At 74.6% G+C, this 12,886-nt stretch carries 11 protein-coding genes; 7 read left to right on the top strand and 4 right to left on the bottom strand.

Annotated elements, in window-relative coordinates; translation table 11 throughout:
* Positions 1-840, bottom strand: coding sequence for an ABC transporter ATP-binding protein (locus AC061S_RS15160; RefSeq protein WP_478686517.1), 840 nt, complete (start codon positions 838-840; stop codon positions 1-3).
* A 145-nt stretch (positions 841-985) separates the two neighbouring features.
* Between AC061S_RS15160 and AC061S_RS15155 the strand changes: the two genes are divergently transcribed.
* The 3 genes from AC061S_RS15155 to AC061S_RS15145 all read left to right on the top strand — a co-directional run bounded on the left by AC061S_RS15155 (position 986) and on the right by AC061S_RS15145 (position 6,371).
* Positions 986-2,173, top strand: coding sequence for a PucR family transcriptional regulator (locus AC061S_RS15155; RefSeq protein ID WP_478686455.1), 1,188 nt, complete (start codon positions 986-988; stop codon positions 2,171-2,173).
* 329 nt (positions 2,174-2,502) lie between these two features.
* The gene (bdeA, locus tag AC061S_RS15150; protein ID WP_478686516.1) at positions 2,503-3,360 is read left to right on the top strand and encodes a bis(hydroxyethyl) terephthalate hydrolase; all 858 of its coding nucleotides are present in this window, start codon (positions 2,503-2,505) and stop codon (positions 3,358-3,360) included.
* Between the two features lie 95 nt (positions 3,361-3,455).
* A complete protein-coding gene (locus AC061S_RS15145) occupies positions 3,456-6,371 on the top strand; it encodes a helix-turn-helix transcriptional regulator (RefSeq protein WP_478686454.1) in 2,916 nt (971 codons plus the stop codon).
* Positions 6,372-6,509: 138 nt separating this feature from the next.
* On the opposite strand, the gene AC061S_RS15140 is transcribed toward AC061S_RS15145, so the two are convergent.
* On the bottom strand, positions 6,510-6,914 hold the full coding sequence (locus tag AC061S_RS15140; RefSeq protein WP_478686453.1) for an aggregation-promoting factor C-terminal-like domain-containing protein: 405 nt from the start codon (positions 6,912-6,914) through the stop codon (positions 6,510-6,512).
* Between the two features lie 507 nt (positions 6,915-7,421).
* On the opposite strand from AC061S_RS15140, the gene bla reads away from it, so the two are divergent.
* The 4 genes from bla (at position 7,422) to AC061S_RS15120 (ending at position 10,905) form a co-directional block, all read left to right on the top strand.
* Entirely contained in the window at positions 7,422-8,369 is a 948-nt protein-coding gene (bla, locus tag AC061S_RS15135) for a class A beta-lactamase (protein WP_478686452.1), read from the top strand.
* A 124-nt stretch (positions 8,370-8,493) separates the two neighbouring features.
* On the top strand, positions 8,494-9,006 hold the full coding sequence (locus AC061S_RS15130; RefSeq protein ID WP_478686451.1) for a hypothetical protein: 513 nt from the start codon (positions 8,494-8,496) through the stop codon (positions 9,004-9,006).
* Positions 9,007-9,195: 189 nt separating this feature from the next.
* Positions 9,196-10,125 carry a DUF7916 family protein gene (locus AC061S_RS15125; protein WP_478686450.1) on the top strand — a complete coding sequence of 310 codons (930 nt, stop codon included), beginning with the start codon at positions 9,196-9,198 and terminating at the stop codon, positions 10,123-10,125.
* A gap of 93 nt (positions 10,126-10,218) precedes the next feature.
* Positions 10,219-10,905, top strand: coding sequence for a DUF4230 domain-containing protein (locus tag AC061S_RS15120; RefSeq protein ID WP_478686449.1), 687 nt, complete (start codon positions 10,219-10,221; stop codon positions 10,903-10,905).
* Between the two features lie 19 nt (positions 10,906-10,924).
* Here the strand turns inward: AC061S_RS15120 and AC061S_RS15115 are convergent, their stop codons facing one another.
* Both AC061S_RS15115 and AC061S_RS15110 read right to left on the bottom strand, forming a co-directional pair.
* Positions 10,925-11,647, bottom strand: a complete 723-nt coding sequence (locus tag AC061S_RS15115; RefSeq protein ID WP_478686515.1) for an SAM-dependent methyltransferase — start codon at positions 11,645-11,647, stop codon at positions 10,925-10,927.
* Between the two features lie 136 nt (positions 11,648-11,783).
* Positions 11,784-12,848, bottom strand: a complete 1,065-nt coding sequence (locus AC061S_RS15110) for a WD40/YVTN/BNR-like repeat-containing protein (RefSeq protein ID WP_478686448.1) — start codon at positions 12,846-12,848, stop codon at positions 11,784-11,786.
* Positions 12,849-12,886: the final 38 nt, after the last annotated feature.

Raw genomic sequence — 12,886 nt, 5'->3', positions numbered from 1 at the left:
TCACGCGGACCACCTGCGCAGTTCCCGCCGCGCCCCGGCGGACTCCGCCGCCGGGGCGGCCTCGTCGGTGATGCCGAGGTAGCGGCGCCGTACCTCGTCCGAGGCGGCCAGCTCGGCGGCCGGACCGTCGAGGGTCACCTCGCCGACCTCCAGGACGTAGGCGTGCGAGGAGAGCCTCAGCGCCAGGGCGGCGTTCTGCTCGACGAGGAGGACCGAGGCGCCCGAGGCGTTGATCTCGGTGATGGTCTCGGCGATGGTGGCGGCCATCTTGGGCGCGAGCCCGAGGGTCGGTTCGTCGAGCAGCAGCAGGCGCGGGCGGGCCATCAGGGCCCGGCCCAGGGCCAGCATCTGCTGTTCTCCACCGGACAGCAGGCCGGCCCGCTGCCGCGCCCGCTGGGCCAGTACGGGAAACAGCTCGTGCACCCGGGCCAGGGAGCGGGCCGTATCGGCGCGGGATCCCGCGCGGCCGCCCAGGGCCCCGGCGCGCAGGTTGTCCGCGACGGTCATCCGGGTGAACACCTTGCGTCCCTCGGGTACTTGCACCACCCCGGCGGCGACGACCCGGTCCGGGGTGAGCCCGTCCAGCGGCCGGCCGTCGAAGGCGATGCTCCCGCTCGTGACGGCGCCCCGGTGGAATCCGAGCGTCCGGGACACCGCGCGCAGCAGCGTCGACTTCCCGGCGCCGTTCCCGCCTAGTACGACGACCACCGCGCCGGCGGGCACGTCGAGCGATACGGAGCGCAGTGCCCGGACCGGCCCGTAGCCGATGGACAGCGCACGCACTTGTAGCGAACCCACGTCCTCTCCTTCCTCTGGGCGGCCTTGTGCTGGCGCACACATCAGCACCAGGCCGGGGCGGGCGTCCACGGCCCGATGCGGAATCGCTGCCGATGACCAGCCCGGACAGGGGCGTGCTGTGCACGCGCACAGACCTGTCGCGCACGCCCCTTACGGTGGCGGAGGCGGGGTGACATCCTCAGCGGCCATGGGTGGACGCAGAACGCGCACGGAACAGGAGTGGTCGGTCCTGGTGTCGGCGGCGGACGTACTGATCGCCGACATTCCCGGACTCACCGACCAGCTCATCAGGGATCTGGCGAAGCACTCGCCGCTGTTCGACCTGGCCGTCCCGCGGGACGAGCACTGGCAACAGGTCAGCGAGGCCATGCACTACGGGATCGAGGCCTTCGCCGCACCCCGGTCCGGCCCGCGCAAGGACCTCGCGTACGCGGAGGAGCTGGGCCGTCGGCGGGCCGAGCAGGGGCTGCCGCTGGACCTGCTGCTCTACGCGTACCGCAGGGCGGGCCGGCTCACCTGGGACGCGCTGCTGGACATCGTCACCGAGAAGGATCCGGAGGCGCTGCCCGTCCTGGCCCGCGCGGCCGGGGCCATGTGGGCGGGGATCGAGCAGCAGGCGGCCGCGACCGCCGAGGCGTACCGCACCGCGGAGGTGGAGATGCGCCGGCGCAGCGACGAGCGGGCACAGGCCCTGCTGGACGCCCTGCTGGAGGGGGACACCGCGCCGGCCCTGGCCGCGCAGGTGGCCCTCGCCCTGGACCTGCCGGAGCAGGGGCGGTACGCGGTGGTGGTGCTGCCGGCCGACCGGGGCGAATCGGTGCACCGGGTGGTGGCGGCGGGCGGCATGCGGCTGTTCTGGCGGATGCGCACGGAGCGGGAGCTGGCCGTGGTGGCGCTGGGCGACTCCTCGCCCGCCGATCTGGCGGCGGAGCTCGCGGACCGCTGCCCCGGGCCGGGCGGAATCAGCCCCGTGGTGGACGGACTGGCCGAACTGGGCCGGGCCCGGCGGCTGGCGGAGACGGCGCTGCGGACCTGCGGGCAGGACGAACGGGTGCTGGTGCGGCTGACCGACCGGCTGCCCACGGCCCTGGTGGTGCGCCAGCCCGAGCTGTCGGCCGAGCTGGTCCAGGCGGTGCTCGGCCCCCTGCTGGAGCTGGACCCGGCGGACCGGGCGATGCTGCTGGAGACCCTCGACGCATGGCTGGCGGCGGAGGGTTCGGCGGGCCGCGCGGCGAGCCGCCTGTACTGCCACCGCAACACGGTCTTCAACCGGCTGCGCCGCCTGGAGCACCTGACGTCGAAGTCCCTGTCCCGTCCCCGGGACCTGATCGCGCTGACCCTGGCGCGCGACGCGTACCGGCTGTCGGGCGGCTGACCCGACGACGCTCACCACCGGCCCGTCGCCGCGCGCCCGTCCGTCGGCGAGACCGGTGGTTCCGCCGATGTGCGACCGCGGGGTACGCCGTGACAGTGGTCCGGCCAGCGAAAGCGGCGGGACACACGGCGGGCGGCACGGCCCTCGGCACGGAGCCGGGGACGGGCCGACCTCCGGGGCGGCTCCGCCACGACCGAGAGGACGACTCCGTCGTGCAGCAGCAACACACCGAGAACACCCGGCGGGCCCACTCCGGCGAGGGGGGTGCCGGTACGGAGCACCGCTCGGCCGGACCCGCCGGCGCCGGGGGGACGCGGCTCCGTACGCTCGTGGCCGCCCTGGCGGCGTTCGTGACCGTCGGCGCGCTCGCCACGTTCACCGCCTCCGGAGCACAGGCCGCGGTCAATCCGTACGAGCGGGGACCCGCACCGACCACGTCTAGCATCGAGGCCGCCCGCGGCTCCTACGCGGTATCGCAGACCAGCGTGTCCTCCCTGCTGGTCAGCGGCTTCGGCGGCGGGACCGTCTACTACCCCACGTCCACCGCGGACGGAACCTTCGGCGCCGTGGCGATCTCACCCGGCTACACCGCCAGCCAGTCGTCCATCGCCTGGCTCGGCCCGCGACTGGCTTCCCAGGGCTTCGTCGTCCTGACCATCGACACGCTCACCACCCTCGACCAGCCCGACAGCAGGGGGCGCCAACTGCTCTTCGCACTGGACTACTTGACGCAGCGCAGTACCGTCCGCAGCCGGATCGACAGCAGCCGGCTCGGGGTGATGGGGCACTCCATGGGCGGCGGCGGCACGCTGGAGGCCGCCAAGAACCGGCCTTCGCTGCAGGCGGCGATCGCGCTCACCGGCTGGAACACCGACAAGTCCTGGCCGGAGATCCAGACGCCGACCCTGGTCGTCGGGGCCGACGGCGACACGATCGCCCCGGTCGCCACGCACTCCGAGCCCTTCTACGCGAGCATGCCGAGCTCGCTCGACAAGGCGTACCTGGAGCTGAACAACGCCTCGCACTTCACTCCGAACACCTCGGACACCACCATCGCCAAGTACAGCGTCGCCTGGCTGAAGCGGTTCGTGGACGACGACACCCGCTACGAGCAGTTCCTCTGCCCGCTGCCGAGCCCCGGCCCGACCATCGAGGAGTACCGGGACACCTGCCCCCACACCTCCTGATCGGCCCCCGGCCGGTGGCGGAGGCGCACTCGGGCCCCCACCACCGGCCGCGTCCGGGGTTCCGCCGCTGTTTACACGGCAGTAACCTCACCGGCGTGACCGGACAGACGACCGTGGAGAGTCCTTGCCGGATATACGGCCGGACGACCGAACTGGAAGCTACGGCAGCCCTGTCGGGCCGACTCGCGGCCCGGCACGGCGGGGCCCTGCTGCTCGTGGCGGAGCCCGGACTGGGTCGGAGCTCCGTACTGGCCGCGGCCGCCCGGGAGTTCAGGCCCGGGACCGTCCTGTTCCCCCGCCCACTCCCCCAGGACCCCGGCCCCTACGACGGCATGGCCGCGCTGCTGCGTGCGGCGGCCGCGGGGCGGGGCGATGCTCCACCGCGGGCCGCGTGCGGAACGGACCGGCCGGCCGAGATGCTGGAACTGCTGCGGCAGCACCTCCCGGACAGAGAGCCGCTGCTCGTCTGCGTGGACGACGTACACCTGTGGGACGCGCCCTCGCGGGCCGTCCTCGGCGCGGCCGCGCGGCACCCCGACCCGGCGCACCCGATCGGGCTCCTGCTCTCGGCGGCCGAACACCGCGCGGAGGAGCGGGAGTTCACGGGGGTGCCCGTGATCCGCCTCGGCCCCCTCGACGACCGTGCGGCGACCGCCCTCCTGCGTGACCTCACCGGCGGGGGCTTGGACCCCGCCGTACGGGCGGAGTTGCTGTCCGAGGCAGAGGGGAACCCCGCCGTTCTGACCGCCCTCGCCCAGCGCCTGACGCCGGGTCAGCTCGGTGGTCATCGGCCCCTTCCCCGCCCGCTCGTGGACGGCGGCGCCCTGTGGGCCACCTTCGGCAGCCGCCTCACCCCACTGCCGTCCTCCACACGACAGCTCCTGCTCCTGGCGGCGGCCGCGCACGAGCCCGACCCCGACGCGGCGGGCGCGGACGCCTCCCTGGTCCTGCGCGCCGCCCGCGAGGCCGGGCTGGGCGCGGCCGCGCTGGATCCCGCCGAGGCGGCGAGGCTGGTGCACCACGCCGGGGACCGCATCACCTTCGCGGGCTCCCTGTTCCGGCGGACCGTCTACACCGGCGCTCCGTCGTCGCAGCGCCGGGCCGCTCACGCCCTGCTCGCCTCGGTCATCGACGCCGACCGCCACCGGCTGCGCCACCTGCTCCACCTCGCCCTGGCCGCGCACGGGCCCGACGCCGCGCTCGCAGCCGGCCTCGTCGCGGCGGCCGCTCCCGGCACGCCCACGTCCGGCATGGAGCGCTCGGCCGCCCTGGCCAGGGCCGCGGAACTCACCGCCCACGAGGATGCCCGTACCGCACACCTGACCGCCGCGGCGGACTACGCCCGCCTGGCGGGACATCCCCGCAGGGCGCACCGGCTGCTGGCGGCCACCCGGGAGGGCGCGTCCCCCGACACGGTGCACGGCCGCACGGAACTGGTCCGGGGCAGCCTCGCCCTGCGGGACGGGCCGGTTGCCGACGCCTACCAGGCTCTGCTCATGGCCGCGGAGCGCCTCGACCCGTCCGACGCGGAGGCCGCCCTGGAAGCCAGGATGGAGGCCATGGACGCGGCGTGGGCCGCGGGCGACGCCGAGGCCTGCCTCGCCGCCCTCGCCGAGGCACCGCTTCCCTCCCCGCTCGCGGCTCCGCAACGGGACCCCGCCGTCGCCCGCGCACCGGCGCCGCCGGCCGACCCGTACGCGCGGGTCCGGCACGTGCCGTCCGTACGGCCGGGACCCCGGGCCCCGTCCCCTTCCACCCCTACGCCCCCTTCCATCCCTACGCCCCCTTCACCGCCGCAGGATCCGAGGCGCGACTACCGGGCGGGACTGCGCACGGCGCTCTGCGGACACCTGGCCGAGGCGGAGTCGCCGCTGCGCCGGGTGCTCGACCGTGCGCGGGACGACGACGACCCCACCCGCCTGCTGCGGGCCGGGGTCGCCGCGCTGGTGCTCGGCGACATCGCGGCGGCGTGCCGGGCCAACGCGCGGGCCCTGGCCGTATCCCGGTCGCTGGGCCTGGCCTCCCTCACCCCGCGGATCCTCGAACACCTCGCCTACGCCGAACTGCGGGCCGGCCAGCACGCACGGGCCCGGGCCCACGCGCAGGAAGGCCTCCGCGCCGCCCACCGGGCCGGCCAGCGCAACGTGGCCGCCGGGCAGCACGCGATCCTGGCCCTGGTCGCCTCGGTCGAGGACGACGCGGCAGCCGTCGCCGCGCACGCCGGCGCCGCCGTGGAGATCGCACGCCCACACGGGCTCCTGCAGGCCGTCACCCTGGCCGAATGGGCCTCGGCACGCGCGGACCTGTGCCGCGGGCGCCCCTTCGAGGCCGCCGCCCGGCTCGGCCCGCTGACCCGGCCTGGGCCCGGGCGCGGCCACTTCGCCGTCCGCATGCTCGCCCTGCCCTGCTTCGTCGAAGCCGCCGTTCTGTCCGGGGCTTCGGCGGAAGCGCGGGCGGCCGTCGAGGAGTTCGCCCTCTGGGCCGCTCAGGGCACCGACCCGCAGGCGCCGGCGCAGTTGGCCCGGTGCCGGGCCCTGGTGGCCCCGCCGGACGACAGCGCCGACGCGTTCTACGCCCTGGCACTGACCTGGCACGAGACGGTGCACGGCGACTTCGAGCGGGCCCGCACCCAGTTGCTGTACGGGAAGTGGCTGCGCCGCAGGCGCCGTCCGGCGGAGGCGAAGAACCGGCTGCGGGACGCGCTGGTCTCCTTCGAGCGCTGCGGGGCCCCGGCCTGGGCCGAGCAGACCCGTGCCGAACTGCGGGCCACCGGTGACGCGCCCGCCCCCGTACCGACGGGTGGGCTGTCCCTCCTGACGCCGCAGCAGTTGCGCATCGCGCGCTGCGTCGCCGAGGGTGCCACCAACCGGGAGGTGGCACTGAGCCTCTCCGTCAGCCCGCGCACCGTGGACCACCACCTGCGCAACGTCTTCGCCCTGCTCGGCGTGCGTTCCCGTACGGAGCTCTCACGGCTGGTGGACCGGGCCGAGAGGGAGGGCGCACAGCGCTGAGGGGTCAGTACGCGGCCGGCTCGGAGCCCGCGTACGCACGTAAGCACGTACGCAACGTACGTACGCACGCACGCACGCAAAACGCTCGGCCGGAAGGTCCGGCCGAGCGTTTTCGTGTCCCCGCGATCCGCTGGTGGTTTAGTACCAGTGGTGGTTCTGCCAGAAGGTCCAGGCGCCTTCGGGGCTGCCGTAGCGGGAGTTCATGTAGTCCAGGCCCCACTTGATCTGGGTGGCCGGGTTGGTCTTCCAGTCCGAGCCCGCCGAGGCCATCTTCGAGGCCGGCAGGGCCTGGACCAGGCCGTAGGCGCCCGAGGAAGAGTTCGTGGCGGTGTGGTTCCAGCCGCTCTCGCGGGACACGATGTTGTTGAACGCCGCGAACTGCGCCGGGTCCTTGATCATCTGCTGGGCGATCGCCTTGGCACTCATCGGGGCGGCCTGCGCGGGAACCGCGGCCAGCATGGAACCGGCGACGCCCAGGGCGAGGACGGTACCCGCGAGGGTCTTCTTCGAAGCGGCGATGCGGCGGATGACGGTGTTGGACACGGACTGGCCTTTCGACGGGGACAAGGGCGGTCGCAGCAGGCATGCCGGAGCCACTCACGTGGAGGAGAGGGGTTCGTCGGCGGGAGCGGGGATCCGGGGGATCTCCGTCCGCCCTGCGACTCATCCAGTTCTACGGGGGTCCGGGGCGCCTGGCAACGACCCCTCTTACTAGTGGTCCTCGCAGCCGGGGCGGAACGGCCCCCTCCCGGCCGGGTGGCTATCGGTGCAGGTGGGAGCCGGTGTGAGGGGGTGGGTAAGGGGCGTTTAAGGACTACTATCCCGCTTGGTATGTGACCAAGGTCCTGTGGGGCGGGTCACCGCCGGGAGCCCCGGATCTCACCCTCCGTGGCCACTCGTACCCCTTTCGGGGGAAGGTGGATGGGTCGTTCCGGCCCCCGGATCGAAGGCCACCGGCACGTCGAACGCCGCTTTCCGCGTCACCCTCGGCGCGGCGGGGCATGCGTGGTGAAGGGTTGAGATCTTGGTCCGGAGAGGAAGAGGACGACCGTGCACACCACAGAAAAGAGCCCGTCCCGACGCACCCTGCTCGCGCTGGGGGCCGGAGCGGCACTGGCGGCCTCGCTGCCTGCGGGCGGGAGCGCCTTCGCCGCGTCCGCGCCCCCCGCCGGCAGCGGCGAGGTCACGCTACGGCTGGCGGAACTGGAACGGGAGCACTCCGCCCGCCTGGGCGTCTACGCCCACGACACCGCCACCGGCCGCACCGTGCGGTACCGGGCCCAGGAGCGCTTCCCCATCTGCTCGGTCTTCAAGACCCTGGCCGTGGCCGCCGTACTGCGCGACCTCGACCGGGACGGGGAGTTCCTGGCCAAGCGCGTCCGCTACACCGCGCGGGAGGCCGTCTCCTCCGGGTACGCCCCGATCACCGGCCGGCCGGAGGACCTCGCCGACGGCATGACGATCGCCGCGCTGAGCGACGCAACGATCCGCTTCAGCGACAACGCCGCCGCCAACCTCCTCCTGCGCGAGCTGGGCGGCCCGGCCGCCGTCACCCGCTTCGCCCGCTCGACGGGAGACTGGAGGACCCGTCTGGACCGGTGGGAACCGGAGCTGAACAGCGCCGAACCCCGGCGGGTCACCGACACCACCACCCCGTACGCCATCGGGCGGACCTACGAGCGCCTCGTCCTCGGCACCGCACTCGATCCGGCGGACCGGCGGCGGCTCACCGGCTGGCTGCTGGGCAACACGACGGGCGGAGAGCGGCTGCGGGCCGGTCTGCCGGCGGACTGGACCGTCGCGGACAAGACCGGCGGGGGCGCGTACGGCACCAACAACGACGTGGCCATCGCCTGGCCCCCCGGCCGGCCACCCCTGGTCATCGCCGTCCTGACGACGAAATCCCACCCCGGCGCCCCGGCGGACACCCCCCCCTCATCGCCCGGACTGCCGCGCTCCTGGCCACGGCCGTGTGAACGGAACCTGATCGGTGGCTGACCGGCAGCCGGCCGCTTCCGCCCCGCCCGGTGGCCACCTGGCGGGGTGGAAGCCCCGCTCGCTTCCCCTCTCTCACCTCTCTCACCGCTCCGTCATCCGGAGCTCTACCGAGCCTCAGAGCCACGTGGCCGTGTGGCGGGCGGCGGGCGGCCGTGGAGGCGTCGCGCTGATCGCGGAGCAGGAGGCGAGCCTGCGGTGGGCGGTCACGGCTCGGAAGGCGCTGTGGGACCCGCTGTGGGACCCGGCCGCTGCGGCACCCGAGCGGGAGCTGCGGGCGCAGGCGCGGGCGGTACGCGGCCGGCCGCTGCTCGCGGCCCGCACGGCGGTGGCGATGGCCCGCTGCTCGCCCTGGGTCTCCCCGGCCGAGCCGGCGGAGGCGCGCGACGCGGCGCCGGCGGTCGGGGCCTCGGGTACGCGGTGGTTCGCGCGGCGCCGGAACGGCTCGGTTCCGCCCCGGGACGGGCTCTTCGCGGGCCTCTACGCGGTGGCCCTGGCGGAGGACCATGCGAGCCGGGCGGTGTCGACCGGCAGTGGACTCGGCCCCGCCCTGCGCGTGTTGCGGGAGCTGGGGGCGCACCCCGTCCCGGAGGTCCGCGACGCGGCGGACGAGGCGCTCACGACGTGGGAGCGGCGCTGACGGCTTCGCTCCCCTCTGGCGGTGGCGTTCGCCGCGGGCGGGGGTGTCCGCGTGCTCGGCGTCGGCGGGTCCGGCCCGTCAGGGGCGGGAGGACGCGTAGGCGGAGACGAGCGGGCAGGGGCCAAGGGCCCCCGACGGGGGACCAACGGCGGCCGGGAGCCGGGGCGCCCGGTGGCTAGGGTCGTAGCCATGACCACTCCGCGTATCCTCGACCTAGACCGCGACGCGCTCTCCGCCCTGCGCGGGCGCGAGCTGACCCGGGCGGTGGCCGCCGCCGAGGGCCGCACCATGGTGGCCGAGGTCTTCGCCGAGCGCGCCGCGCTCTCCCCGCACCCCGACGGGCGCGGCGTGCACAACGCCGAGCTGGTGGCCGCCTTCGGCGCCGACATCGTCATCCTCAACCTCATCGAGCGGGCCTGGGACGGGGAGCGGCTCGTCATGCCCGGTCTCGGTACCTTCGCGTCCTTCACCGATCTCGCCCGCCTGATCGGTCGCCCCGTGGGCGTGAACCTGGAGCCCGGCGACGTCCCGGAGATCCGCCGCGCCACCTCCGAGCACGCCCGGCGCCTCGTCGACATGGGCGCCGCCCTGCTGTGCATCACCGCGAATCCCGGGACGGGCGGCACCTATGACGGCATGGCGCGGGTCACCGAGGAGCTGCGCAAGGGGCTCGGCGACGACGCGGCCCTGTGGTCGGGCAAGATGCACCACGCGGGCTGCCCCGAACGCGTCACCCCCGCGCGGCTGACCGCCCTCGTCGACGCCGGCGCAGACGGCGTGGTCGCGCCGCTGCCGGGCACCCTGCCCGGCATGACCCGCGAGCTGGCCGCGACGGCCGTCGCGGCGGTCCAGGACGCGGGTGCGATCGTCATGGGCGCCATCGGCACCAGCCAGGAGGGCTCCCACGCGAACGTGGTGCCGCAACTCGCCCTGAACGCAAAGGAAGCCGGCTTCGACGCCCACCACTTCGGCGACTCCTACCTCCCCGGCATGTGCGACCCCGAGGTCATGTACGCCTACTCGGTGGCCATCCGGGGCCGCCGCCACACCTGGAACCGGATGTCCTTCGCCCCCGGCCGATCCGCCCACACCCAGGGCGCATCGGGCGGCGCCTGGTAGCCCGGGCGGCGGTTCTGCGGCCGAGCAGGCCTGCGGCCGTTGCCCCTGCGTGCTTCGGGGAGTGGGAGCGCGCGGGGCGGGCATCCGCAGCGCATGGACAACTCGGAGCACGACGCGGAGCGTGTACCCGCTCCGCGGAGGGAGCCGCGGCGGCCGCCGTGGTGGGGGCGGGCCCTCGGCGGGCTGGCCGTGCTGGCGGTGGCCTTGGTGCTGGCCGGCCGTTTCGGTCTTCTGCCCTCCTTCGGCGGCCTGTTCGGGGAGGAGACCGTGGACCGCTCGGGGCCGGTCCTGCTCAAGTCGATCCAGGACATGCACCGTTACGAGGGCGCCGCCGGCAACTTCCAGGTCGTGGTGGACCTGGAGAAGGACGCGGCCTTCCTGCCGGACTCCGTCCGGGGGACCCGGACCCTCTACGTCGGAGCGGGTTCCGTGAGCGGCTCCGTGGATCTGGGCGCGCTCGGCGCCCAGGCCGTCACCGTGAACGAGGAGCGCACCGAGGTCTCGCTCCGCCTGCCCCACGCCGTCCTCGGTACGGCGGCGCTCGACCTGGACCGCTCGTACGCCGTGTCCAAGCAGCGCGGACTGCTGGACCGGCTGGGCGACCTGTTCACCGACGATCCGGCCGGCGAACAGGCCGTACAGCGCCTGGCCGTTCAGCACATCACGGAAGCGGCCCGCGACAGCGGCCTCGTCGAGCGCACGGAGAAGAACACCACGACGATGCTGGAGGGCCTGCTCCGCTCCTTGGGCTTCCAGGAGGTCACGGTCGACTACGTGTGACGCCGCTGAAGCACGTCCTTCAGCTCGGCGTCTGGCACAGGACCAGGGAGACGAAGCCCCAGCCGTCCCGGTAGGTGCGGAGCCATTCGGAGCGGCGGGTGGTGGCCGTCGCCAGCACGTCCGCGCTGTCCGGATCGGCGGGGTGGTCCAGGGCCCACGAGGCCAGTGACCCCCAGCAGGCCCATTCGTAATCGTCCAGCTCGCGGCGGGTGCTGACGTGCCCGTGTACGGGAGTCCACCCGTCGGCGACGACACGGTCCACGGTGGTCGCCAGGTCGGCCAGCTCCCCGAACATCTCGACGGCCTCCGGGGACGGCGGGCAGTCCCAGAATCCCTCGCCGATCAGGACCCGGCCGCCCGGAGCCAGGTGCTTGCGTGCGGCGGCGAGGGTGGGCAGCAGACCGCCGAAGGCATGCGTGGCGCCGACGCTGAGCACCAGGTCGAACGGCTGCGCGGAGACGAAGTCCGCGGCCTCCTGTCGGTGGAGGGCCAGGCGCTCCCGGACGCCGAGGCGGCCCGCCCCCTGGTCGGCCTGCGCCAGAGCGTCCTCGGAGATGTCGACGCCCTCGGCCCGCAGGTCCAGGCGGCCGGCCAGAGCGCGCAGGAGCCATTCCCCGCTGCCGCACCCGAGATCGAGCACCCGCTCGTCGCCGCGCGGGAGGGCCCGCTCCAGAAGTCTGCGTACCGACTCGTCGTCGAGCGGAGATTTTATCGGGTGGTCGGCATGGGCGATCCTGGAGATCTATTCACGGTTCACCGGCGCAGCTTGCCAGCCCCCGTAGACCGCGCGCACCTCGATTTCGATCACGGACCGGACCGCCGAAGCGGCCGCCGGATCAAGGGACTTGACCGCTCCACACCGCGGCAGGTGACGCCGGTCAGCCCCCGCGCACGCCCTCCAGGCGCCCGACCCGCCCCTTCTCCCCCGACGCCCAGCAGCCGGCATCCGGCGTGCAGGCGACCGTGTCGAACGACCCCGAATCCAGCGCCCGCCAGGTCCGGCCGCCGTCCCCGGTCACGTCCGTGCCCGTCGGGCCCACCGCCAGGGCCGTGCCGGCGCCGTACGGGAACCAGGCCGCGCCCGAACGGTAGGCCGGCGGCGGGGTCGACGCCGGGCTCCAGGTGCGGCCCGCGTCCGAGGACACCGCCGCGGCCTGCGGGGAGGCCTGCCCGGTGCGGTAGTCACCGCCGACCGCCAGACCCCTCGTACGGTCCCGGAAGGCGAGGGCGAAGACCCCGCGCGCCGGGTCGCCCGCGCGGAGCGTGGAGTCGGCGGCCTGCCAGGTCAGGCCGCGGTCCGCGGAGTGCAGCACCCGCGCGACCGGGCCCCCACCGGTGGCCAGCCAGACGTCGCGCGGCCCTGCGGACACCAGGCACTGGCCGCTCGCGGCGAAGCCCGCCTCACCCGGCAGCGCGTCCGGCATCCCGGTGTTCGCCAGCACCCGCCAGCTCCGGCCGCCGTCGTCCGTGGACAGGATGCGGAACTTGCCGTCCACCGGGTCGCTCATCGCGAGCCCGTGCCGGGAGTCGAAGAAGGTGAGGCAGTCGTAGAAGGCCCGCGGGTCGGAGTTACGGAAGGTCTCCGTCCATGTGGCGCCTCCGTCCTCGGTGCGCAGCACCCTGGAGGCCTCGCCCTCACCGATGGACAGGGCCACGGCGCGCCGCCCGTCGAAGGCCTCGATGTCCCGCAGCTCCAGTCCCTCCGCGACGGCCCCCGGCGGCGAGACGTCGCGCCAACTGCGCCCGCCGTCCGAGGTGCGCAGCACGGTCCCCTTCGATCCGGCGACCCAGGCCGTGGACCGGCTCACCGCCGCCAGTCCGCGGAAGCGGGCGTCCTTGCCGGTCTCCTTCAGCGTCCAGCGCGCACCCCGGAGGTCCCGCGACGCGTCTGTGGCCTGCGCCGGGGCGGCCACCACCCCCAGCAACAGAGCCGCCGCGCACATGCCAACTCCCAGAAGCCTCATGGCGCCGGAAGCTAACG

Source organism: Streptomyces sp. CA189 (genome assembly GCF_056428985.1).
The sequence above is the reverse complement of the archived record's forward strand: the minus strand, read 5'-3'. Positions and strand labels throughout refer to the sequence as shown.